Here is a 22,541-nt window from a genome sequence, read left to right on the forward strand (position 1 = left end):
GAAACCATGGCAGACTTTCGCCTCGAAGACCTCAAGACCCTGCGCGAGCGCCTCGGCACCGGCATGGTTGAAACCAAGAACGCACTCGTAGAAGCTGGTGGTGACCTCGAAAAGGCCACCGAGCTTCTCCGTCTGCGCGGCGCCAAAAGCAACGCGAAGCGTTCGGACCGTTCCACGAGTGAGGGCCTCATCGCCGCACACTCGTCTGGTGCAATCTCTACGATCATCGAGCTCGCATGCGAGACCGACTTCGTTGCAAAGAGTGACAAGTTCGTAGCTCTCGGCGAGGCTGTTGCTGCTGCCGTTGCTGAAGCTGGCGCGTCGACCGTTGAGGAAGGCCTTGCGGCATCCGCAGGATCATCAACTGTTGCTCAGCTCATCGACGACGAAGCCGCTATTCTCGGTGAGAAGTTCGAACTGCGTCGTCTGGCCAAGCTTGAGGGCGACTCGTTCGAGGTCTACATGCACCGCACCAACAAAGACCTGCCTCCGCAGGTTGGCGTTGTTCTTGCCTACACGGGTGATGACGCAGAGACTGCTCGTGGAATCGCGCAGCACATCTCGTTCGCTGCGCCCACGTACCTCTCGCGCGAAGGTGTTCCGGCAGATGATGTCGAGAACGAGCGTCGCATCGTTGAGGAAATCAGTCGCGGAGAGGGCAAGCCTGACGCTGCTCTCCCCAAGATCGTCGAAGGCCGTCTCGGCGCGTTCTTCAAGCAGGTTGCTCTGCTTGACCAGGACTACGCTCGCGACAACAAGTTGTCGATTGCCAAGGTTGCCGCTGAAGCGGGCATCACCATCACTGGTTTTGCACGTTTCAAGGTAGGCGCGTAACACACACGCTAATGAAGGCCCGGGGCTCAGTTGCTTCGGGCCTTTAGTGTGCCGGGACCAAATGCGGGTGCTGAGAAGCGAGCTTGCGGCGAATGTGCTGTGTGCCGGTGCCGAACGTGGCTCGAACCCATAGCCTGTACATGATGACCACGAAGGAAAGAAGACGATGACAACACAACGCAAACGCCGGGTGCTGCTGAAACTTTCGGGAGAAGCTTTTGGTGGTGGACAACTTGGCGTAAATCCTGATGTTGTTTCCTCGCTCGCGAAGGAGATCGCTGCGGCGGCCGCTGACGTTGAAATCGCGATCGTTGTTGGTGGAGGAAACTTCTTCCGTGGTGCTGAACTAAGTCAGCGCGGCATGGACCGCGGCCGCGCCGACTACATGGGCATGCTCGGCACCGTCATGAACGCTCTCGCCCTTCAAGATTTCTTGGAGCAGGCAGGCACCGCCACTCGTGTTCAGTCGGCAATTGCTATGACCCAAGTCGCGGAACCGTATATTCCTTTGCGTGCCGAACGGCACCTTGAAAAAGGTCGCGTAGTGATTTTCGGTGCTGGTGCCGGCCTGCCCTACTTCTCTACCGATACCGTTGCAGCACAGCGTGCACTCGAAATCGGTGCAGAAGAAGTGTTGGTGGCGAAAAACGGCGTCGATGGAGTCTACGACTCGGATCCCCGGAGTAACCCGGATGCCCGCAAGCTCGAATCCATCAGTTTTCAAGACGCCCTTGTTCAGGGCCTCAAAGTTGTCGACTCAACAGCATTCAGCCTGTGCATGGACAACTCGATGCCGATGCTGGTGTTTGGCATGGAACCGAAAGGCAATCTCACCCGCGCCATTGTGGGAGAGCAAATCGGTACACGCGTGCACGGCTAGCGTGCGCTGCCACTAACTGCCAATACGCAAAAAGAACCACGAGCGTCTACGCGCTGCGGTTGAGAAGACTGCACGCTAAACTCGGGTGAGACTAAGAGGAGTGCCAGTGATCAGTGATGTTCTAGCCGAGGCTAGCGAAAAGATGAACAAGGCAGTGGATGCTGCCAAAGACGACTTCGGTACCGTGCGCACTGGCCGTGCCAACCCAGCGCTTTTCCAAAAGGTGCTCGTGGACTACTACGGAACCCCGACGCCATTGCAGCAGCTCGCGTCGATGGTCAATCAGGAAGCGCGCACGCTTCTCATCACGCCATTCGATAAGTCCGCGCTTAAGGACATTGAGAAGGCAATTGCGGGTGCCCACCACCTCGGCGCCAGCGTTGGCAACGACGGTAGTGTCATCCGTGCCACTCTTCCCGAGCTGACTGAGGAGCGTCGCAAGGAGTTCGTCAAGATTGTCCGCGACAAGGCCGAGCAGGCTCGGGTTTCGCTGCGCAATGTGCGCCGCAAGGCTAAGGATGACCTGGATGCTCTCACCGAGGTCGGCGAAGATGAAGTCGCACGCGCAGAGAAAGAACTCGAAGCGAGCACGAAGGCTCACGTAGACGCCATCGATGACGCTCTCAAGCGCAAAGAATCCGAGTTGCTCGAGGTCTAATGGTCTCCGAATTCGAAGCTCAGGTTCGCGCAACCAACGAAAAGATTAACGCCCGCACTGGGCGTCCTTTGGCGATGGCCCTAACTGTGGGGCTAGCGCTGGGACTTTCGTTGTTGTTCAGCCTGATTTTCGTCAAGGCCCTCTATATGGTATTTGCTGGCGTTCTCGTCGCATTTACTGCTTTCGAGTTGGCCAGCGCTCTGCGGTTTGCCGGGCTCAATATTCCGCGCCTGCCGACGGTCATCGCGGGTGTTGCCGTTGTGCCGGCATCGTTCTACTGGCTCGCTGAGGGGCAGTGGTATATCACTCTTGCTGGCATTGCTTTTGTCAGCGTATGGAGACTGGTGTGGCTGATTCAGCCCAAACACCGCGGGTCTGTTCGGTCCGTTCTTAAGGATCTCGGAGCCGGCGTTTTCGTCATGCTTTATGTTGCCTTCCTCGCGAGCTTCACGGTGCTTCTCACCGCCCAAGACGGCGGCCAGTGGTGGACTTTGGCATTGCTGATAGTTGTCGTCGTGAGCGACATTGGTGCTTACGCCAGTGGCCTTTCGTTCGGAAAGCACCCCATGGCTCCAACCATCAGCCCTAATAAGACGTGGGAAGGCTTTGCAGGGGCCGCGGTTGCATCGGTGATCGCCGGAGTGCTCTTAGCCCTCTTCATGATCGACCAACCGGTGTGGGTTGGCATCGTATTCGGTCTCGTCATCCTTGGCACCGCCACTATGGGTGATCTCGCAGAATCCCTGATCAAACGCGACTTGGGAATTAAGGACATCAGTACTTGGCTCCCTGGCCATGGAGGGTTCCTTGACCGGGTAGATTCGTCACTTCTGTCGGCAGCTGCGGGTTATGCACTGTTTCTCATCTTTGCGTAAGGCACAATAGAACCGTGAGCACCACATTCCCCCGCACCCGCAAGTCAAAGCTGGGCTATAACGTTGACCAGGTTGAGGACTTCCTCGAAGAGGCGCGCAACGCGTATACCTCTGAGAGAACTGACTCTGCTGTGGTCACGTCACAGTCGATCCGTAAGCTCGCGTTTGCGATGCATAAGGGCGGGTATTCGCCAACGCACGTTGATTCCGCGCTAGAGCGGCTCGAAGACGCTTTTGCCTCGCGGGAGCGCGACCGTGCGATCGCCGAGTTCGGTGAGTCAGCGTGGTACGCGAATGCGCGTGCGGAAGCACAAGAGATCCTCAATAGGCTCGCTCGCCACGGCGGAAAGAAGTTCTCGCGGGTTAGCTCGTTTACGACCGGGTATGCCGTCAAAGATGTCGATGCGTTTGCGGAAGAACTCGCCAACTACTTTCAGCATGGCGCTCCGCTGACAATCGACCGCGTTCGTACCGTCGCTTTCCGCAGTACCAAGGGCGGTTATCGAGAGCCTCAGGTTGACCATCTTCTCGACTCCGTGATTGACGTCATGCTCGCGGTTCGCTAGTTCCCTCTGTTTTTTCAGGTCTGTGGGCTAACATCGCACTTATTGTGTTGAGAAATTCGCGAACAGCAATCATCCGCGCTCAGGCGAAAAGCCAGAGCGCAGATCTTTCTGGGCGCCATAAACGCTCAACATGGAGCCTTCGGGTCTTTGCTTCAGTCGTGAGCTTGGGCTTCGTCGCGACCTTCATGCTGGCAGCTCCCAATCAGGTCAATTCTGAGACGGTCTCCGCGGCGACCGTTCCCTTTAGCGCGGTTGAACGTGCCGAAGTGCAGTCAGTCACGGTTGCCGAGGGTTTCGTCAACGAAGTTTCGCACGACAAGTTAGCGATCAAAGAGCTCGTAATCGAGCCGGTGATTCCTGCAGAGACTGAGGCCGTAGTTGCCCCAGCCGCGGGAGTTCCCGATCCCGGCACTGCCCAGGCCATCGCGCAGTCGATGCTGACCGCCCGCGGCCTCGGTGCCGACCAGTACAGCTGCTTAGTGAGTTTGTGGAACCGGGAATCGGGATGGAACGTTTACGCCCTCAACTCTTCGAGCGGTGCATACGGCATCCCGCAGTCGCTTCCAGGCAGCAAGATGGCTACTGCCGGTGCCGATTGGGCCACGAACCCGGCAACTCAAATTGCGTGGGGTCTGAGCTATATCGAAGGACGCTACGCAACGCCGTGCGGTGCTTGGGAACATTCCGAAAACAACGGCTGGTACTAGCCACTCTTCCGTGAGCGCATAAGCTTGAGCTATGCCTCGATCGAATCGTCCCCGTGGGTCACGTCGCCCTGACGACAGCGATCCGGGTGATCTCAGCCGCGCACTCTACGGGTCACGGCGCACCGAGACCAAGTCCGACGGAATCTGGAATGTGCAGCCCGTTTCGCCGACTAATGCGGCTAAGACTTATACCTGTCCCGGATGCTCTCAGCAGATCTCGATCGGTGTTGCACACACGGTTGCGTGGCGCGCTGATGGCATTATGGGCGAAGTTGACGACATTGCGGGGCGGCGTCACTGGCACCAGCACTGCTGGAAAATCAGATTGTGAGATTCGTACTGTGAGCGAAGCCATCAGAGGGGCCACCGAACTTCCGGCGACGCGGGAAGACATTGAACTTCGAACGAGTGACGGCTTCACTCTGGTGGGGGAACTCTCGTTGCCGGAGTCTGGCGATGTTGCAGCGACTCTCGTCGCCCTTCATCCGTTGCCGACTGCCGGCGGGTTCATGGACTCCCACATCATTCGCAAGGCTGCTGCGAGACTACCGGCGCTTGCGGATGTTGCAGTGTTGCGCTTCAACTTTCGAGGGGTCGCTTCGCCTCGTGGCACGTCGGAGGGCTCGTTCGGTGATGGCATTCTCGAGGAGCATGATCTTGCGGCCGCAATGGAGTTTGTTCGTGAGCGCGGGTTGCCCAATGTTTGGCTTGTCGGTTGGTCGTTCGGCACTGAGGTGACGCTTAAATTCGGGCGTGAACATGAGATCACCGGTGCAATTTTGCTGTCTCCACCGCTGCACCGTGCAAGCGCTGAGGATGTTGCTGGCTGGGCGGACGACGAACGCCGCCTCGTTGCGGTCATTCCGGAACTCGACGACTACTTGCGTCCGGAAGAGGCCGCTCAACGATTCGCCTCAGTGCCCCAGATGGAACTCGTTGCGGTTGAGGGCGGAAAACACCTGTGGGTGGGGGAGGCTCAGACTTATCGGGTCCTCACCGAGATCGTAGCTAGGCTCAACCCGGTTGTTTTGCCATTGCCACGCACGTGGCCGCCGGAGAGCGCCTGACCGATTAGGCGCGTGCCTACAGCTCCGCCTGACGGGGAACAACGACCTGTTGGACCACGAGCAAGATTGCGGCCGCGACGGGGATGGCAATTAGTGCACCCAAAATGCCGAGTAACGTTCCCCCAGCGAGGGCTGCGATGACCACAAGGGCACCGGGAAGTTTCACTGCCTTGCTCATGATTCGCGGGTTGAGCAGGTAGGCCTCAACCTGCATGTAAATCAAGTAGTAGATTCCGACGGCGATGACGCTCGGCGGCCCGTTGAAGAGCAGGACGAGCAGCGAGATCACGATCGAGCCGCTCAACGTTCCCACGAGCGGGATAAGCGAGCCCAAGAATGCGATGAACGCGAGTAGAGCTGAATACTTCACCGGAAGTCCGAAGGCAGGGAAGATCCACGTGAGGATGATGAAGGAAAGCACACCGTTGACGAGAGCAAGCGAACCCTGACCGATGACGTAGCGTCCAACCGCTGTGCTCACTTGCTCAGCGAGGTCGATGAATTTTGCTCTTTTGGTCGCGGGCACAAGTTGGTAAATGCCCGACTTGATGTTGTTGATTGACGAAACGAAGTAAATCGTCAGAATGAGCACGATGATCGCGCCGGTGATTCCGGTGGCGATTCCGATTCCCACCGCGAAAACACCGCCACCGATCGTGGTGAAGTCAAGGTCAGTGAGCCAGGTGGTGAAGCCGTCAAGCAAATCCTCGACCTTGAGCCAAGGGAATGCTGTTTCGACGTTCTCTTTAATCGTCCCGTCGAAGAATGCGGTTACGAGCCGGGGGATTGCCCGAGACGCGTTTCGAACCTGTTCGGCGATGACCGGAACAATGGCGAAGACGAGGCCGGCAAATACGCCAAGCACTCCGACGAGCACCGTGAGAATCGCGGTCCAGCGGGGAAACTTTTTCGTCTCAAGCCACGTGACCAATGGGTCGAGGCCGAGAGCCAAGAAGAGTGCAGCCCCGACATAGGTGAGGATCGTGGCCAGCGAGATAATCGTTTGACCGATACCGACTGCAACGAGCACGCCGAGTCCGCCCAAAAGCCCGAGGCGAAATGGGTTGAGAATCTTCATGGAAATGCTCCGTCCAGCCTCATGCGACACGGTGTCAGGCTGGACGCAATTCTAGAGGCCGCGAGGCGAATTACCGGCCAACGTCCTCGGCTTGGCTCAGAACTCCACGGAGGTTCTCGAAGTAGCCGGCGACGGTTTCGCGCTCAGCCTTGATTTTGGTCAGGCGTTCTTCGGCGTCGGAGACCAACTCGCGTGAGCGCTCTTCGGCTTCCTCGAAGACGGACTTGGCGCGCTGCTCGGCATCCGCGAGCTCGCTAGCTGCTCGCTCGGACGCGTCAGCCAAAATCGCCTTCGCTTCGGACTGGGAATTGCTGCTGAGTTCCTCAGCTTCGACGCGCTTCGCGTTCGCTTCTCGAACGGCCTCGCCTAACTGTGCTTGAGCCTCTTCAAGGTAGTTCTGAGTTTGACTCGATGCTTCTTTGTGCTGGGCCAAGAATTCCTTTTCGGCGTCATCGCGACGGGTAGCCAATTCTTGCTCAAGCGCAATACGAGCAGCCTCGGCCTCACGCTCAATCGTGGTGCGGGCTTCTTCGAGTTGATGCTGAATGGATGCCCGAGTCGACTCGACTTCGTTGGCGAGTTCCGCGCGTTGACGGGCAATGTCTCGTTCGAGGTCTGCGGTCTGTTTCTGCACGTCGTGAGCGAGCGAGGCACGAGTCTCGGTGTCTTCTGTTTCCAGAGCGGTGCGTTTGCTGTCGATTTCAGCATCGAGATCGGCGTGGCGGCGTGCCATATCTTCTTCGAGGCCGGAGGTAGCGGAGGCGATTTCTGCTTCCAGCTCGTTGCGTCGTGTCGTCATTTCAGATTCGAACTCCGCGCGCGCCGTCGTACTTTCGTTCTCGAATTCGCGGCGCGCAGTGGTGATCTCTTCTTCGAGGCCGGCGCGGGTGGTCTCCACATCGTTCTCGAGTGCGGATCGCGTTGAACTGACCTCTTTGGCCAGGGCCTTCGTAGTGGTGGAGACTTCGCGGTCAAGTGCCTTCTTCTGCGCCGCGAGCTCTGCGGCAAGTTCGCCTCTGCTGGACTTGACGTGAGCCTCAAGCTCGGCGCGAGTGGTCGTAACCTCGTCATTGAGCGCGGCTTGGGCGGTAGCAACCTCGTTCTCGAGGTTCGAGCGAGTTGTGGTGACTTCTTTCTCGAGCTCGGCCTTGGTGACCTTGACTTCTTGCTCTAGCGCTGTCTTGGTAGTCGAGACTTCTTGTTCAAGCGCCGCCTTGGTGCTCGAAACTTCGTGTTCGAGGGCCGCACGAGTTGTGCTGACGTCGTCGTCAAGCACTGCGCGGGTTGTCGTGACATCGCTGTCGAGCTGTGTTCGCGCTTCATGTTCTTCGTGCGCCCAGAGTTCGCGTGCCTCGGTGAGTTCGGTGTCAAGCGACGTGCGCAAAGCAAGAACATCTTTTTCGAGTTCACTTCGCACGTTCGCCGCTTCAGCCTCCGCCGCGGAGCGAGTGGCTTCAGTTTCGGCTGCAAGCGTTGCGTAGGCGGCATCAAGCTCTGCTTGCTGTTTTGCTTGAGCGGCCTTTGTCTCGTTTGCGAGTTTCGCGTGCGCGGCCTTCGTCTCATTGCTGAGCTTTTTGTGCGCGGCTTTAGTTTCGTTTGCCAAGGTTTCGCGGGCTGACGTGGTTTCGGCTTCAAGCTCTGCGCGAGCCGTTTCGATTTCACGTGCGAGGTCAGTTCGTGCCTGCTCAACGTCACGCTCAAGGTCTTCGCGTTGTTTGGTGTTCTCGGCTTCGAAGGTGGCACGCCCGAGCTCTGCGTCGCGAGCCAACGATTCGGCGGCTTCGCGGGCCTCCGCGATTTCCGTTGCCGTGCTTGCGCGAAGTTCGATCATGGCGCGCTCGGTTTCGGCACGAAGTGCAGAGGCCTCACGCTTTGCCGAAGTTCGGGCGTCTGCAGCTTCCGTTGCCACAGCGCCTCTAATGGTCGCGGCTTCGCGCGCAGCATCTCCGGTGAGCTGTGCTGCGTCATCTCGAGCGCGCGCAATGAGCGAATCAGCGTCACTCTGAGATGCAGAAGCTAGCGCCGCCGCCTCACGGTTGGCTTCAGCCAGAATGCGTTCGGATTCAGTCGTGGTCTCGTTGCGCAGCGTGCTGGTTTCCGCAAGCACCGCTTTGCGCATCTTCTCGGCATCAATATCAGCCTGACTGATGAGTTGCGTTGAGTGCTCTTCGGCAACTCGAAGCATGCTCTCTAGCTTTGATCCGAGCCCGCTATATGTCGGGCTGCCTGACTCATCGAGTTCTGCCTGCAAATCTTCGTTGACAGCGAGCAGCCGCTTTACCTCTTTGGTTGACGAGGTGCGATCGGCTTTGGCAGCAACAAGTTCGCGACGAAGTTCGCCGATCATCTTGTCGACATCTTCCTTTTTATAGCCGCGCATTTCGGTGCCGAAATCAGTATCGTTGGCGGCCAAGACGTCTCCTCGGTGTCAGCGGAATGGACCTTCCGAGTTTAGTGGTGTGGAGCGTCTAACGACGATTCTCGGGGAGCTCGAGTTTTTCGCGCTCAACGTTCTCCCAGTCAGTTCCCAGATGGAGAACTGGCTGCCCGCACGCCCATCCGCTATTCTTGAACGTCTTTGTTGTTGCCTACCCGCCTAGATCGGGTCCTCAAACCTGCAGACCGAACTGAGGTTCCGCCAACGTGGCGAAGGGTTTCGTGACGAGAGTCACTGTGGGCAACGCGAAAGGAGAGATAGTGAGATTCGTTCTCGCCATAGTTAGCTTTATGCTCGCGGCCGTTCTAATGGGCTACGGCATCGCCCAACAAACCATTCTTGCGACGCCTGACGAGGTCAGCGTGTCGACGGAAACTGATGGCACAGCCCCGCTCACCGTCGTCGACGGCGCCGCATTCAACGCGTACGAAGGAAAGCAGACGATCAGCGTCGAGGGTCCCGGGCGTATCGTTGCCGCCTACGGTCGCACGACCGATGTCGTCGCCTGGGTTGGCGACGCCAGCTACAACCTGGTTACTGTCGATCCCGAATCGGGCGAGCTTGTCTCCGAAACCATTACGGGCAGTGAGCAAGAAGTTCCTGACCCCTATGCGTCAGACCTCTGGCTCGAGGATTACACGGCCGATCTTTCTCTAGCATTGACCGTTAAAATTCCGAGCAACGTCTCCTTCATTTTGGCTGCTGACGGCGTAGAACCAGCGCCCAACGCCGTTTCGCTCACGTGGCCGCTCGACAATTCCACTCCGTGGGCGACACCACTGATCATGGGTGGGGCAGCCGTACTTTTGCTCGGTCTAATCTTCCTGATGTGGGCGGTGCATCACATGCGTCGTTCCGGCGGCCCTCGTCGTAAACCGCAGAAGATGCCCAAGGTTCCCAAAAAGCCGCGCTACCGCCCATCGAAGCGAGTGTCGCGGGGCAGCGAAGCCAGCACTATCAAGACCACCACCAGGATCGCGATTCCGGTATTGCTCTTGAGCGCACTCGTCCTGAGCGGTTGCACTGTTACCTCGTCCCCCGGGGCCTCTGAGGTAGCAAACGGTCCGACACCCGGGCCAACGTCGACCTCAGCAGGCACCGAAACTCTGCCGCCAGCAGCATCCGTGCGCCAGCTGGAGAAAATTGTCGCGCGAGTAAGCGCGGTAGCGGTCGAGGCTGACGAAGATGGCGACGCAGACCTCATCAAGACCCGCTTCAGCTCGGCAGCGCTCGAGTACCGTCTTGCCAACTACACAATGCGCGAGGCAGACAGCGCGATAGCTGCTCCGATCGCTATCCCTGATGGTCCAGTGCAGCTAACTTTGCCGCAGCAAACCGAGTCGTGGCCTCGCACCGTTTTCACGATCATTCTGGATGAGGCTGACACCACGGTCGCTCCCATTGCGCTGTTTCTTGAACAAGCGTCACCACGCGAGAACTACAAAGTCAGTTACGCGGTGAGCTTAGAGCCCTCCGTTGTGTTCCCTGACGTGGTCGCGGCCAGTGTCGGAACGTCTCGGCTCGACAAAGACAGTGCGCTGCTTCGTTCAACCCCGACCGAAGTTGCTCTCGATTACGCCGAAATCCTTGAACAGGATGTAGAAAGCGACTCCTACCTAGACTTCGACCCTGAGGGCGACAGTCTGCGGGTTAACGTAGGACTTGCGGTCAAGAACAAGGAAAAGTCGGAGCTCTCGAGCACAGCGACACTCACCTATGGTCATGAGCTGGGAACAGCAGACCCCATCGCGATGTCCACTATCGACGCTGGAGCCATCGTTGCGGTTCACCTCTATGAAACGAAAGAGGCAAAGCCAAAGGAAGAGGGCTCTGCCGTCACCTTCAGTGGCCAAACGAAGGCATTGTCGGGAATCTCCATCACCGAGACCGGCATAAAATCTACCTACGGAGATCAGTTACTCTTTTATGTTCCAGCAGCAGGTAGCGGAGAAAAAATCGTCCTGCTCGGATACACCCAAGGACTTGTCGCAGCAACGGAGTTGAAATGACCAACACCCCCCTAGACGGGTCTAGCCTGCGCGGCGCCGTCGACCTCTCGTCGCTGGTGCGCCAGCACAACACGCCAGAAGCACCTCCGAGCGCGGAAGGCGCCTCGGCGCCCAGCGGCTACGTCACCAATGCCAGCGATGCCACGTTCACGCAGGTGCTTGAGCTCTCAAACACGGTTCCGGTAATCGTGGAGTTCTTCGGTCAAGGAATTGAACCAACCCTTGAGCCCGTCATCACGTCCTTTGCAGGAAAGTTCGCTCTCGTGACGGTCGATGCAACGAAGAACCCTCAGCTCGTTCAGGCTTTCCAAGTGCAGCAGGTCCCAACGATCGCGGCCGTGGTTGGGGGCAGCCCCATGCAACTCTTCGCCGGAGTGATGCCCGAAAACGACCTCAAAGAAGTGCTCGAGCAGGTGCTGCAAGTTGCCGCGCAAGCCAACGTCACCGGCACTCTTCCGGCTGGTGAGGCATCCGAGGAGGAAACGCAGGAGCCTGTTGAAGAGCCGCTGCCGCCGCTGCATCAAGAAGCTTTCGATGCCATTTCAGCAGGGGATTTCGCCACTGCGATTCAGGCGTACGAAACCGCAATTGTTCAGAATCCTCGCGACCAGCAGGCGATCGCCGGGCTTGCTCAGGTGTCGCTCCTCGCTCGACTCGACAACGTGACCGCAGCTGACGTGCGAACGGCAGCAGCGCAAGACCCTACCGACGTGACCGCCCAGCTGGCAGTCGCCGACCTCGATACTTCAGGAGGGCATCTGGGTGATGCTTTCGCTCGCCTCCTTGATCTTTATCCTTCAGCGGATGCCGAGGGTAAAAATTCGATCCGCGTGCGACTGCTCGAGTACTTCGAGATCGGCGGCGCTGAAGATCCCCGCGTTGCCGACGCCCGCCGACGCCTAACTCTGCTGCTCTACTAGCCGAGCTAGCGCTGACCCGTCGACGGTCAGAGCGAATCAGATCATTGGTGGAGGTTGTCGCGCGCGATCGCGGCGAATGTCGCATCGGTAGCGCGTGCTAGGTCACTCGGCGCGAGTTCGATATCGAAGCCTCGTTTGCCCCCACTGACGAACACCGTGTCGAAAAGTTCAGCGGTTTCATCGATTACGGTGCGGTGCGCCGTTTTTTGTCCAAGAGGGCTGATGCCGCCGACGATGTAACCCGTGCGTCGTTGTGCGATTTGTGGGTCCGCTAGGACCGCTTTCTTGCCATTGATGGCACTCGCTAGAGCTTTGAGGTCCAGTTTTCCCGAGACAGGCACCACAGCGACGACGAGTTCATCGTCGACGGCAACCATGAGCGTCTTAAATACTCGCTGGGGGTCGATCCCCAACTCTGTTGCCGCTTCGCGACCGAATTCGGCAGCGGTCGAGCTGTGTTCGTAGGGATGCGGTGTGAACGGGATTCCGTGGGCATCGAGCGAGACTGTCGCTGGCGTTCCGAGCGCCATTAGTGTGCTCCGGCGAAGGCGCTGAAAACCATAAGGTCGAAGTGCTGCTGCATGCGATCTAGAGTAATGACACGTGCGCATCCATAGGGAGCGCTCGTGGAATTAACGGAGTTGCAGTGACTATTTATTTGGATCACGCGGCCACGACGCCGATGCGTCCTGCCGTGGTTGAGGCGTTCGCCGCCGCATTGCCGGTCGTGGGCAACCCGTCATCGATTCATTCTCAGGGCCAGTCAGCGAAGCGGATGCTCGAGGAGGCTCGTGAAATCGTTGCGACCAGCCTGGGGGCAGATTCGGTCGAGGTTACTTTTACTTCCGGGGGCACCGAAGCGATCAATCTTGCGATCAAGGGCCTATTTTGGGCCCGAAATGTCGGAGCTGTTTCTCGCCCCCGCATCCTGGTGGCGCGGGCCGAACACCACGCGACGATTGATGCTGTGGAGTGGATGCGAGAACACGACGGCGCAATTCTGGACTGGATTCCCGTCGACGCGTCGGGTCGAATCGACATTGACTACGTTCGTGGTGCGCTCGCGGATGACGTTGCTCTGGTCACGATGCTGTGGGCCAACAATGAGGTGGGAACTCTGCAGCCGGTCTCGGAGGTTTCCGCGCTGGCCGCGGTCCACGGAGTTCCGGTGCACGTCGACGCGGTATCGGCGTTTGGGTACGTGCCCGTCGACTTTCACGCGGTGGGTGTGGCAGCCCTCAGCGTTTCCGCGCACAAGATCGGGGGACCGGTTGGAGTAGGGGCCCTCCTCATTGCACGTTCGGCGACGGTGACGCCGTTGATTCATGGCGGTAGTCAGCAGCGATCCCGCTCGGGCACTTTGGATGCTCCCGGAGCGGTGGCGTTTGCGGTGGCAGCACGAGAGGCTACCGACGGTTTGACGACAAAAGCTCTGCAGCTGACCGGGTTGCGCGACTCGCTCATTTCGGGAGCGCGCGCAGCGGTGCCGGGAGCGGTGCTCCGCGGCGACGCGCGCGACAGGCTGCCTGGCAATGTGCACTTCACCTTCCCGGGTTGCGAAGGCGATTCATTGTTGTTCCTGCTCGATGTTGCAGGGTTTAGCGTTTCTACTGGCTCTGCTTGTCAGGCTGGCGTCCCTGAGGCGAGCCATGTTCTTCTGGCGATGGGTCTTGATGAGCCCACCGCTCGTGGTGCCTTGAGAATTTCTTTGGGGGAGACGACGACCGCGGCAGAGGTCGCCCAGTTCGTGGAGGCACTTCCCCGGGCTGTCGAGCAGGCTACGGCCGCCGGTTATGCCAGCCGGGATACCGTTCTTGGGCATTATCCCAGCACCTAAACCGAAAGCGATTGACAGCGTTTACCTGCACCTGTAAGTTTTTTATTACAGATCGAGGTGATGGATGAACTCTCACGAGCTCGGAGCGTGGTTGGCGGCAGTCGCTAACCCGCAACGCATGCGTATTCTTGCCGAACTCTCTGGCGGCCAAAAACACGTCAGTGACTTGGCAAGACGAGTGGGGATGTCACGCGCGCTTCTGTACATGCACCTAGCAAAGCTCGAAGAATCGGGTTTCGTTGCCGGCCATCACGAACTGAGTGACGACGGCAAGGCGCTCAAGTTCTTCGAAGTTGTGCCGTTTCGCGTCACAGTCACACCGGCACTGCTGGCGAGAGCGGTGCATCAATCCGCGCAAGAAGCCGATGATGCTGACGGCCCCGAATCAGCCAGCAATCGCACCTCACCTAAAGGAAAATGATGGAAATCTTCTACAGTCTCTGGTTCTGGATCGGCATCATCTCGGTGGTGGGAATCATCGCGGGTGTCATTATTCACGCCCTCGATAAGAAAGCCGAGATGGCGAAGCACGGTGCGGATACGCAGGCGGGCGGGGACTATCGTGCGCTTGCCGAGCAAACACTCGAGGCCAACAAGGCGCTCATTCTGCGACTGGATGCCGTGGAAAGTCGATTAGCGGCCGTCGAGAAGACCCTCACTGATATCCCGCAGTAAGAACTTGCCAAGCACCACGTCTCGTACACTTGTTTCATGAAGGTTTTAGCAGCGATGAGTGGCGGAGTGGACTCCGCGGTTGCTGCCGCGCGGGCAGTCGAAGCAGGGCACGAGGTTGTCGGGGTGCATTTGGCGCTCAGTCGGCAGCCAGGAACCCTGCGCACAGGCGCTCGCGGGTGTTGCACCATTGAAGATTCGATGGATGCGCAGCGAGCAGCCAACATCATCGGCATCCCGTATTACGTGTGGGATTTTTCTGAGCGATTCAAGCTCGATGTTGTGGATGACTTCATTGCGGAGTACTCGGCTGGTCGAACCCCGAACCCCTGCATGCGCTGCAACGAGCGCATCAAGTTCGCTGCCCTTCTCGAGAAGGCTGTTGCTCTCGGCTTTGACGCAGTAGCTACCGGTCACTACGCCAACATCGTTGATGACGAGAATGGCAACCGCGAACTCCACCGGGCCGCAGCATGGGCAAAAGACCAGTCCTACGTTTTGGGAGTGCTCACTACTGAGCAACTCGCTCACAGCATGTTCCCGCTTGGCGCGACTCCGTCCAAGGCAGAGATTCGGGCCGAAGCCGCCGAGCGCGGTTTTTCGGTAGCGAACAAGCCAGACTCGCACGACATTTGCTTCATTCCTGACGGCAACACCCGCGGCTGGCTAGCCGACAAGGTCGGTGCTGAGCAGGGCGAAATCCTTGATCGCACTGGTGCAGTCCTTGGCAAGCACGAGGGCGCTGTCGCGTTCACGATTGGCCAGCGCAAGGGGCTCAATGTCGGTTATCCGACGGATGACGGCAAGCCACGTTTCGTGTTGGAGATCCGACCGAAGACCAATGAGGTTGTTGTGGGGCCGCGCGAAGCGTTGGCACTCTCGGAGCTCGCTGGAACGAAATTTTCCTGGGCTGGTCGCGATCCTCAAGCGTCTGGATTCATCACTGAGCCGCACGAAAGCTTTGAATGTCACGTTCAGGTGCGCGCGCACTCCGACCCCATGCCCGCTGTCGCGCGTATTGCGCCGGCAACGGAGGGCACGGACAACGTGGGCGATGCAACAGGTCCTGAACTGATCGTGAACCCGAACGAGCCATTGATCGGCGTCTCACCCGGTCAGACTGCGGTCATTTATGTTGGCACGCGAGTGCTTGGCCAGTTCACTATCGCTCGCACCGTCTCAGCGGTTCCCGTCGAGGTTTAGCCCGCAGAATCCTGTGCGATTTCGGCACGGTGCAGCTTTAGTCGTAGGCGCTGTTTACACTTGACTGGTGGCCAACAACTCCGAAAAAAGCGGTTCAGCGAGCACGTCTGACGAGCAGGTCTCTGAGACAACCGATCCGTCTCTTGCTGTAGCGCGTGACGAGGTCGATGCCCTCACGACACGAATCCTCGAGCTGCGCGACGCCTACTATGTTCGCGATGAAACGCTCGTTGATGACGCCGAGTACGACCGGCTAATCGCGCAGCTTGAACAGCTGGAGCTCAGGCATCCAGAGCTGCAAAGTCAAGACAGCCCAACTTTGCGTGTTGGTGGCCGGGCAGCTGCGCTTTTCGACCCGGTCGAGCACGTCGAGCGCATGCTTAGCCTCGACAACGTGTTCTCGCTTGACGAGTTTGCCGAGTGGGCTGCCAAAGTTCAGCGAGACTCTGCACGCCACATCGACTACTTGTGCGAACTCAAGATTGACGGTCTCGCCATTAATCTTCGGTACGTCGACGGCATCCTCGTCAGTGCAGCGACGCGCGGCGACGGTCGAGTCGGCGAAGACGTGACCGAGAACATTGTGCGCGTTGAGGGCATCCCGCACCGACTGGAAGGCACCGGTCATCCGGCCATCGTTGAAGTACGCGGTGAAGTCTTTATCCCTCTCGACCTGTTCCGCGAACTTAACGCTGAACAAACCCGTATCGGCGAGAAAATTTTCGCCAATCCACGTAATGCTGCCGCAGGCTCGCTTCGTCAAAAGTCAGAGGGCAAATCTGCCGAAAAACTGACCAACATGCGGCGACGGTTGTCGTCATTGCGGATGCTCGTGCACGGCATTGGGGCCTGGGACGGCACGCGCGCAGGGCACGATCCGATTCGCAGCCAGAGTGAAATCTACGGGGTGCTCGCCACGTGGGGCCTTCCAACAAGCTCGCACTTTAAAGTTGTTGACTCCGGTGATAAGGCTGCCGAATTCATTCGCTATTTCGGAGAGCATCGCAACAGTGTCGAGCATGAGATTGATGGCATCGTCATCAAAGTCGATGAGCTTGCGCTTCACGACGAGCTTGGGGCAACGTCACGCGCTCCGCGGTGGGCGATCGCCTACAAGTACCCGCCAGAGCAAGTGAACACCAGACTGCTCGACATTGTGGTGGGCATCGGGCGCACGGGTCGTGCTACTCCCTATGCGGTTATGGAGCCAGCGCTCGTCGCCGGATCCGTGGTGCGTCAGGCAACTTTACATAATCAGGATGTCGTCAAGCGCAAGGGTGTACTCATCGGAGACATGGTTGTGCTCCGCAAAGCGGGAGACGTGATCCCAGAGATTCTTGGCCCGGTCGAAGAGCTTCGCAATGGTACCGAACGCGCTTTTGTGATGCCGACGAACTGTCCCGAGTGCGGAACACCGCTCCGCGCGATGAAAGAGGGCGATATTGATCTTCGTTGCCCCAATGCGCGCAGCTGCCCTGCCCAAGTGCGCGGCCGCATTGAACATGCTGGCAGCAGGGGAGGGCTCGACATTGAGGTGCTTGGCGAAGTCGTGGCGCGTGCGCTGACGCAGCCCCGGCATCCTGCCGTGCCGCCGCTCGTCAACGAAGCGGGGCTATTCGATCTCTCTGTCGAAGACCTGTTTCCTATTGTCGTCGCGGTGCGTGACTCAGATACCGGCGAGGTCGTTACCAATGAAGACGGCTCGGAGAGAACGATTACGCCATTCCGGCGTGTGCGCAAACTCAGTGGCGCAGGGGCTGACCCTGTGTTCGATCCTGACGCCAACGACTTCGCTGGCGACGCGGATGCGGTTCCTTCCAGTAATGCGATCAAACTCATCGCCAATTTGCAGGAGGCAAAAACTAAGCCCCTCTGGCGCTTGTTGGTAAGCCTCAGCATCCGCCATGTCGGACCGGTGGCGGCGCGCGCGCTTGCCGAATACTTTGGATCGCTTGAGGCGATTCGTGCAGCTAGCCGTGAGCAATTGGCTGCCGTAGACGGTGTCGGGCAGATCATTGCTGATTCTGTGGGCGACTGGTTTGAGGTGGATTGGCATCAGGAGATTGTGCGTCGTTGGGAGGTATCTGGCGTTCAGTGGTCGACTCCCGATCATCCGGGCCCGGGTGCAGCGCAATCGAGCGATGGGCTCCTTGCCGGGCTCACTATCGTCGCGACGGGCAGCCTCGAAGGCTTCACGCGCGAGGGCGCTCAAGAGGCGATCATCGCTGCAGGAGCCAAAGCGGCATCGAGCGTAAGCAAGAAGACTGACTACGTCGCAGCGGGACCCGGCGCCGGATCCAAACTGACAAAGGCGGAAGAGCTAGGGATCACCATTCTCGATGCCGCCCAGTTCTCTCGTCTCCTAAGCGAGGGCCCGTCAGCTCTCGAGGGCTAGTCGCACGAGACGAATGCGAGCATTCCCCCTAAAGGGGGTCGGAGTCCCCTAAGATTGGGCTAACTTGTTTGCGTGCGGGGATGGTACGCAAACAAAGTTGTGAGGGGATTGCCCGACTTTGTTGCTAGAAATTGCCGTTGTTATTGCTACCTCGGTCGCAGGTTTACCCGCCACCGAGGTTCCGAGCGCGCCTTCAGCGATTCACGCTGCGGTCGCCAGCGATGCACCTCCGGCGCTAATCGACCCCATTGCTGAACTGGGATCAGGGATTTTCGGCGGAGCCGGTACCGGTGGAACCAGCATTCAAACAGCGTCATTGGGAGCGAAAACGCTGTCGTCGCTTGCAAGTATTCCCGCCGGCGACATCGCTCAATATTTCGCTGCACGGCCTGCCGCGGTCGAAGAGCTGTTGGCGCAACAGCCTCCAGCGCAACAAGTAGCACTGTGGTGGGGCGATCTGGACGCTGGGCGTCAGACTGCCCTTCAAGTTGCGTCACCACGACTGCTCGGCAATCTCGAAGGTGTCCCATACACAATTCGCGACACGAGCAACCGCACGATGCTCAACCAGACCATTTCTGAACTCACGGCGGTCGTCAATTCGGATGCCGGCAGAGCAGTGCAGCAAAATGCGCGACTTCAACTGAAGATGTTGTCTGCGATATCGGCCGCCCTCCTCGATGGAGGAACCGAACCCGACCGCACACTTGTGACGCTCGACGTTGCGGGTCAGGGCCGCGCGGCGATCGTTCTTGGTGACTTGAACGACGCTGACTATGTCAGTTTTTTGGTCCCAGGGATGTTCTTCACCATCGAGAACCAAATGTCGTACTGGGTTGACGCCGCGAGCGAATTGAATGTGCAACAGCAGTTGTGGCTCGACCACTTCGAGGCAAAGTCCCCGTTCATTCGCAATGAATCAGTGGCGACCGTTGCGTGGATCGGCTATGACACCCCCAACCTGACAAATGTTGGAGCCATTGACAATGCGGATCAGGGCCGGGATTCACTTGCGGTCGCAATCCTTGGTTTGCAGGCGTTGCGTGCCGACGACCAGCCCTATGTTTCGATTGTCGCTCACTCCTACGGCTCGACAGCAGCACTTATGGCGCTCTCGGAATATGACTTTGAGATTGACGCGTTGGCGCTCGTCGGATCACCGGGCAGCCCTGCCAAGTCTGTCGCTGACTTGAATGTGCGCGGTGGCAATGTGTTCGTGGGGGAAGCGGCCTGGGACCCCATTCCCAATAGTTCCTACTTTGGTCCCGATCCAGGTTCGGCGTCTTTCGGCGCGAAGTCGTTGGGAGTCAGTGGCGGCTTCGACATCATTATGAAGCAGCCGTTGACGGGCTCCGTTGGCCACAACGAATATTTCACGCCGGGGAGCGAAGCGATGCGGAACTTTGCGTTGTTGTGCATCGACCGCAGTGATCTCGTCATCGCCGAGGGCGCTCCTGCAGTGCAGCGCGCGGTTGCGCCGATAGGGAGTCGCGAGCGATAGTGGCGTCACGTTCTGTGCGACGGCTCGGCCTCTCTGAAGGCCATGTCGGCGATCCGGCGTTGATCGAGCGTGTCCAGCGTGCTGTTGCGCCACGGCAACACGATCACCTGAGTGTCGCTGTCCTTGCCTCCGGGGGATGGGAGTGGGCCCACTTTGGTGCAGCGGATGCGCAATCCTACGAGATCGGTTCGATCACGAAGACTTTCACTGCCGCACTTTTTGCGATTGCGATCGACAGAGGTGAGCTCAGCGCTGAGACGACTGCAGGTGCTGTTCTTGAGCTGGGGGACAGCGCTGCCGCGGCTCTCCGTCTCGGCGACATCGCGACCCACCACAGTGGGTTACCTCGGCTGCCCCTCAACTTTGCCGACCTTCGCCGTGGGGCTCGGGCCGTGCGAGCGCGACGAGATCCGTACGAAGCGTCCGTTGACGAACTGGTGAGCTTGGCAGCGAGGTCTCCCATGGCGAAGCCGGGTGCCTTCCTGTACTCGAATCTCGGCTATGCGGTGCTGGGGCAGGCTGTCGCCGCCGCAGCTGAGCAGAGCTATGCACAACTCCTCGCTGAACGAATCACACGACCGCTCGCTTTGGCCGATACACAATCGTTTCCCAAAGTCGAAGACCTTCCCGCGGGCGCCCCGCGAGGTCGCGATCGCCGCGGACGGACGAGTGACCCCTGGACGATGAATGCCTATGGGCCGGCAGGCAACATCCGTTCTACGCTGCAGGACATGATGCGCTACGTGCAGGCGCAACTCGAGAACAGTGCCCCCGGAGTTTCCGCGACAGCACCTCAAGTAGCGGTGCGCGGTCAGGGCGAGATCGGGTATGCCTGGATAACTCGCCAGGATGGGCTCACCTGGCACAACGGGATGACGGGTGGCTTCGCGAGCTTTGTCGGCTTCGATCGTTCCCGGTCTCGCGCGGTTGTGGTGCTGAGCAACACGGCAGTAAGTGTCGACCGTCTCGCGCTGTCGCTCGTTGCTCCTCGCTAAGCCGAATAGACTTATACGGTTCCCTGTCTGTTTCCCATCTTCGGAGCTCCATGACTGACACCAATCCCGGTGCGATCACTAGCGAGGTCGTTACGCACCTCGCATCGCTCGCCCGAATCGCCCTTACCCCGGAAGAAATCGAGAAGCTCACTGGTGAGCTTGGTGCGATTGTCGATTCCGTGGCCAAGGTCAGCGAGGTCGCAACCGACGAGGTTCCGGCAACAAGCCACCCGATTCCGCTCAGCAACGTCTTCCGCCCTGATATTCCTGGGGTGACGCTCACTACCGAGCAGGCTTTGGCAGGAGCACCCGAACACGATGGTTCACGTTTTGCGGTTAGCGCGATTCTGGGAGAAGAGCAGTAATGGCAGATCTGAACGACCTCACCCGCATCTCGGCATCCGACTTGGCTAGCAAGCTGAGCTCGGGCGAAGTGTCTTCGGTCGAAGCGACTCAGGCGCACCTCGACCGCATCGCCGCGGTCGACGGCAAGGTCAATGCGTTTCTTCATGTATCGACGGATGCTCTCGCTAATGCCAAGCGCATTGATGAACGCCGCGCGGCGGGGGAGTCGCTCGGCGAGCTCGCCGGCGTGCCTGTCGCGGTCAAAGATGTGCTGTGCACGATCGATATGCCCACGACCGCAGGGTCGAAAATTCTTGAAGGCTGGGTTCCGCCGTACGACGCGACCACCGTGGCGAAGCTGCGCACGGCTGGATTGATCCCGCTCGGTAAGACCAACATGGACGAGTTCGCCATGGGGTCATCGACCGAACACTCCGCGTACGGACCGACGAAGAACCCGTGGGATCTCGACCGAATTCCTGGTGGGTCCGGTGGTGGCTCGGCCGCTGCAGTTTCCGCGTTCGAAGCGCCTCTTGCTCTCGGGTCAGACACCGGTGGCTCGATCCGCCAGCCAGCTTCTCTCACGGGTTCCGTTGGGGTGAAGCCCACCTATGGTGGAGTCTCTCGCTACGGGGCGATCGCTCTGGCGTCGTCGCTCGACCAGGTTGGGCCCGTCTCGCGCACCGTTTTGGACTCGGCTCTGCTTCACGATGTCATCGGCGGCCACGATCCCCGCGATTCAACCTCGCTCAACGAGCAGTGGCCGTCGTTTGCCGCCGCAGCTCGCGCCGGTGCCGCAGCCGAAAGCCTCAAGGGGCTTCGGGTTGGTGTCATCAAGCAGCTCGACAGCCCTGGCTTCCAGGCTGGTGTTTCGCAGCGTTTTCACGAAGCGCTGCAGCTGCTCACCGATTTCGGCGCCGAGATCGTTGAAGTGGATGCTCCGCACTTCGAATATGCCGTCGAGGCGTACTACCTCATCCTTCCCGCCGAAGCGTCGAGCAACCTCGCGAAGTTCGACTCTGTACGTTTCGGCCTGCGCGTGACGCCAGAGGGTGGCGGCACGGTCGAGGACGTCATGGCGGCAACTCGCGAGGCTGGTTTCGGTGCTGAGGTCAAGCGCCGCATCATCCTCGGCACCTACGCGCTCAGCGCTGGCTACTACGACGCGTACTACGGCAGCGCTCAGAAGGTGCGCACGCTCATTCAGCGCGACTTTGCTGCGGCCTTCGAGAAGGCTGACGTTCTCGTCTCGCCGTCGGCGCCGACCACCGCATTCAAGCTCGGTGAGAAGCTCGAAGACCCGATGGCGATGTACCTCAACGACGTCACGACGATTCCGGCTAACCTTGCCGGCATCCCCGGTATGGGCCTTCCAATGGGTCTTGCGCCCGAGGATGGCCTGCCGACTGGGTTCCAGATCATGGCCCCGGCTCGCGGTGATGCGCGGCTCTACGAGCTTGGCGCAACGCTCGAGCGTTTGCTCGAGCAGCAGTGGGGTCACACCCTGCCGAGCCAGGTTCCGTCGCTGGGCTAGTGAGCGTTTAGCTCTGGCGGTCGCGGGC

General features: G+C 59.2%; 22 protein-coding genes. 19 read left to right on the forward strand and 3 right to left on the reverse strand.

Features of this window, described 5'->3' with window-relative positions; all coding sequences use genetic code 11:
- Window positions 1–6 precede the first annotated feature (6 nt).
- The 8 genes from tsf (at window position 7) to FFT87_RS07315 (ending at window position 5,587) form a co-directional block, all read left to right on the forward strand.
- Window positions 7–834 carry a translation elongation factor Ts gene (tsf, locus tag FFT87_RS07280; RefSeq protein ID WP_219948116.1) on the forward strand — a complete coding sequence of 276 codons (828 nt, stop codon included), beginning with the start codon at window positions 7–9 and terminating at the stop codon, window positions 832–834.
- Window positions 835–1,000: 166 nt separating this feature from the next.
- On the forward strand, window positions 1,001–1,714 hold the full coding sequence (pyrH, locus tag FFT87_RS07285; RefSeq protein WP_219948117.1) for a UMP kinase: 714 nt from the start codon (window positions 1,001–1,003) through the stop codon (window positions 1,712–1,714).
- A 106-nt stretch (window positions 1,715–1,820) separates the two neighbouring features.
- A complete protein-coding gene (frr, locus tag FFT87_RS07290) occupies window positions 1,821–2,372 on the forward strand; it encodes a ribosome recycling factor (RefSeq protein ID WP_219948118.1) in 552 nt (183 codons plus the stop codon).
- Entirely contained in the window at window positions 2,372–3,247 is an 876-nt protein-coding gene (locus FFT87_RS07295; protein ID WP_219948119.1) for a phosphatidate cytidylyltransferase, read from the forward strand. Before frr ends, FFT87_RS07295 begins: the two co-directional genes overlap by 1 nt.
- A gap of 14 nt (window positions 3,248–3,261) precedes the next feature.
- Window positions 3,262–3,813 (forward strand): DivIVA domain-containing protein, encoded by a 552-nt coding sequence (locus FFT87_RS07300; RefSeq protein WP_219948120.1) that lies wholly within the window; start codon window positions 3,262–3,264, stop codon window positions 3,811–3,813.
- A gap of 158 nt (window positions 3,814–3,971) precedes the next feature.
- Window positions 3,972–4,520, forward strand: coding sequence for a lytic transglycosylase domain-containing protein (locus FFT87_RS07305; RefSeq protein WP_255558892.1), 549 nt, complete (start codon window positions 3,972–3,974; stop codon window positions 4,518–4,520).
- Between the two features lie 31 nt (window positions 4,521–4,551).
- Window positions 4,552–4,851, forward strand: coding sequence for a hypothetical protein (locus tag FFT87_RS07310; RefSeq protein ID WP_219948121.1), 300 nt, complete (start codon window positions 4,552–4,554; stop codon window positions 4,849–4,851).
- Window positions 4,852–4,861: 10 nt separating this feature from the next.
- The gene (locus FFT87_RS07315; RefSeq protein WP_219948122.1) at window positions 4,862–5,587 is read left to right on the forward strand and encodes an alpha/beta hydrolase; all 726 of its coding nucleotides are present in this window, start codon (window positions 4,862–4,864) and stop codon (window positions 5,585–5,587) included.
- A gap of 16 nt (window positions 5,588–5,603) precedes the next feature.
- Here FFT87_RS07315 and FFT87_RS07320 read toward each other — a convergent pair whose 3' ends face one another.
- The gene (locus tag FFT87_RS07320) at window positions 5,604–6,665 is read right to left on the reverse strand and encodes an AI-2E family transporter (protein WP_219948123.1); all 1,062 of its coding nucleotides are present in this window, start codon (window positions 6,663–6,665) and stop codon (window positions 5,604–5,606) included.
- Window positions 6,666–6,735: 70 nt separating this feature from the next.
- Window positions 6,736–9,078 (reverse strand): hypothetical protein, encoded by a 2,343-nt coding sequence (locus FFT87_RS07325; RefSeq protein WP_219948124.1) that lies wholly within the window; start codon window positions 9,076–9,078, stop codon window positions 6,736–6,738.
- Window positions 9,079–9,362: 284 nt separating this feature from the next.
- Between FFT87_RS07325 and FFT87_RS07330 the strand changes: the two genes are divergently transcribed.
- Together FFT87_RS07330 and FFT87_RS07335 are read left to right on the forward strand one after the other, a co-directional pair.
- Window positions 9,363–11,111, forward strand: coding sequence for a hypothetical protein (locus FFT87_RS07330; RefSeq protein ID WP_255558894.1), 1,749 nt, complete (start codon window positions 9,363–9,365; stop codon window positions 11,109–11,111).
- On the forward strand, window positions 11,108–12,031 hold the full coding sequence (locus FFT87_RS07335; protein ID WP_219948126.1) for a tetratricopeptide repeat protein: 924 nt from the start codon (window positions 11,108–11,110) through the stop codon (window positions 12,029–12,031). The genes FFT87_RS07330 and FFT87_RS07335 overlap by 4 nt, the downstream gene beginning before the upstream one ends.
- A 41-nt stretch (window positions 12,032–12,072) precedes the next feature.
- On the opposite strand, the gene ybaK is transcribed toward FFT87_RS07335, so the two are convergent.
- A complete protein-coding gene (ybaK, locus tag FFT87_RS07340; RefSeq protein WP_219948127.1) occupies window positions 12,073–12,561 on the reverse strand; it encodes a Cys-tRNA(Pro) deacylase in 489 nt (162 codons plus the stop codon).
- Window positions 12,562–12,677: 116 nt separating this feature from the next.
- On the opposite strand from ybaK, the gene FFT87_RS07345 reads away from it, so the two are divergent.
- The 9 genes from FFT87_RS07345 (at window position 12,678) to gatA (ending at window position 22,513) form a co-directional block, all read left to right on the forward strand.
- On the forward strand, window positions 12,678–13,868 hold the full coding sequence (locus tag FFT87_RS07345) for a cysteine desulfurase family protein (RefSeq protein ID WP_219948128.1): 1,191 nt from the start codon (window positions 12,678–12,680) through the stop codon (window positions 13,866–13,868).
- Window positions 13,869–13,932: 64 nt separating this feature from the next.
- A complete protein-coding gene (locus tag FFT87_RS07350) occupies window positions 13,933–14,289 on the forward strand; it encodes a winged helix-turn-helix domain-containing protein (RefSeq protein WP_255558897.1) in 357 nt (118 codons plus the stop codon).
- Window positions 14,289–14,543 carry a hypothetical protein gene (locus FFT87_RS07355; RefSeq protein ID WP_219948129.1) on the forward strand — a complete coding sequence of 85 codons (255 nt, stop codon included), beginning with the start codon at window positions 14,289–14,291 and terminating at the stop codon, window positions 14,541–14,543. The genes FFT87_RS07350 and FFT87_RS07355 overlap by 1 nt, the downstream gene beginning before the upstream one ends.
- A 36-nt stretch (window positions 14,544–14,579) precedes the next feature.
- Window positions 14,580–15,743 carry a tRNA 2-thiouridine(34) synthase MnmA gene (mnmA, locus tag FFT87_RS07360; protein WP_219948130.1) on the forward strand — a complete coding sequence of 388 codons (1,164 nt, stop codon included), beginning with the start codon at window positions 14,580–14,582 and terminating at the stop codon, window positions 15,741–15,743.
- A gap of 67 nt (window positions 15,744–15,810) precedes the next feature.
- Window positions 15,811–18,138 carry an NAD-dependent DNA ligase LigA gene (gene ligA / locus FFT87_RS07365; protein ID WP_219948131.1) on the forward strand — a complete coding sequence of 776 codons (2,328 nt, stop codon included), beginning with the start codon at window positions 15,811–15,813 and terminating at the stop codon, window positions 18,136–18,138.
- Between the two features lie 118 nt (window positions 18,139–18,256).
- Window positions 18,257–19,639, forward strand: a complete 1,383-nt coding sequence (locus tag FFT87_RS07370) for an alpha/beta hydrolase (protein WP_219948132.1) — start codon at window positions 18,257–18,259, stop codon at window positions 19,637–19,639.
- Window positions 19,639–20,634 carry a serine hydrolase gene (locus tag FFT87_RS07375; RefSeq protein WP_219948133.1) on the forward strand — a complete coding sequence of 332 codons (996 nt, stop codon included), beginning with the start codon at window positions 19,639–19,641 and terminating at the stop codon, window positions 20,632–20,634. Before FFT87_RS07370 ends, FFT87_RS07375 begins: the two co-directional genes overlap by 1 nt.
- Window positions 20,635–20,684: 50 nt before the next feature.
- Entirely contained in the window at window positions 20,685–20,999 is a 315-nt protein-coding gene (gene gatC / locus FFT87_RS07380) for an Asp-tRNA(Asn)/Glu-tRNA(Gln) amidotransferase subunit GatC (protein ID WP_219948134.1), read from the forward strand.
- An 8-nt stretch (window positions 21,000–21,007) separates the two neighbouring features.
- Window positions 21,008–22,513 (forward strand): Asp-tRNA(Asn)/Glu-tRNA(Gln) amidotransferase subunit GatA, encoded by a 1,506-nt coding sequence (gene gatA, locus FFT87_RS07385; protein ID WP_219950748.1) that lies wholly within the window; start codon window positions 21,008–21,010, stop codon window positions 22,511–22,513.
- Window positions 22,514–22,541: the final 28 nt, after the last annotated feature.

It is taken from the genome of Salinibacterium sp. M195, assembly GCF_019443965.1.
Classification (GTDB): Bacteria; Actinomycetota; Actinomycetes; order Actinomycetales; family Microbacteriaceae; genus Rhodoglobus.

Excerpts from the sequence above, each read along its gene's own strand:
- tsf (WP_219948116.1), top strand. The coding sequence starts at position 7 with ATGGCAGACTTTCGCCTCGAAGACCTCAAGACCCTGCGCGAGCGCCTC.
- pyrH (WP_219948117.1), top strand. The coding sequence starts at position 1,001 with ATGACAACACAACGCAAACGCCGGGTGCTGCTGAAACTTTCGGGAGAA.
- FFT87_RS07295 (WP_219948119.1), top strand. The coding sequence starts at position 2,372 with ATGGTCTCCGAATTCGAAGCTCAGGTTCGCGCAACCAACGAAAAGATT.
- FFT87_RS07310 (WP_219948121.1), top strand. The coding sequence starts at position 4,552 with ATGCCTCGATCGAATCGTCCCCGTGGGTCACGTCGCCCTGACGACAGC.
- FFT87_RS07320 (WP_219948123.1), bottom strand. The coding sequence starts at position 6,665 with ATGAAGATTCTCAACCCATTTCGCCTCGGGCTTTTGGGCGGACTCGGC.
- FFT87_RS07335 (WP_219948126.1), top strand. The coding sequence starts at position 11,108 with ATGACCAACACCCCCCTAGACGGGTCTAGCCTGCGCGGCGCCGTCGAC.
- ybaK (WP_219948127.1), bottom strand. The coding sequence starts at position 12,561 with ATGGCGCTCGGAACGCCAGCGACAGTCTCGCTCGATGCCCACGGAATC.
- FFT87_RS07350 (WP_255558897.1), top strand. The coding sequence starts at position 13,933 with ATGAACTCTCACGAGCTCGGAGCGTGGTTGGCGGCAGTCGCTAACCCG.
- FFT87_RS07355 (WP_219948129.1), top strand. The coding sequence starts at position 14,289 with ATGGAAATCTTCTACAGTCTCTGGTTCTGGATCGGCATCATCTCGGTG.
- mnmA (WP_219948130.1), top strand. The coding sequence starts at position 14,580 with ATGAAGGTTTTAGCAGCGATGAGTGGCGGAGTGGACTCCGCGGTTGCT.
- gatC (WP_219948134.1), top strand. The coding sequence starts at position 20,685 with ATGACTGACACCAATCCCGGTGCGATCACTAGCGAGGTCGTTACGCAC.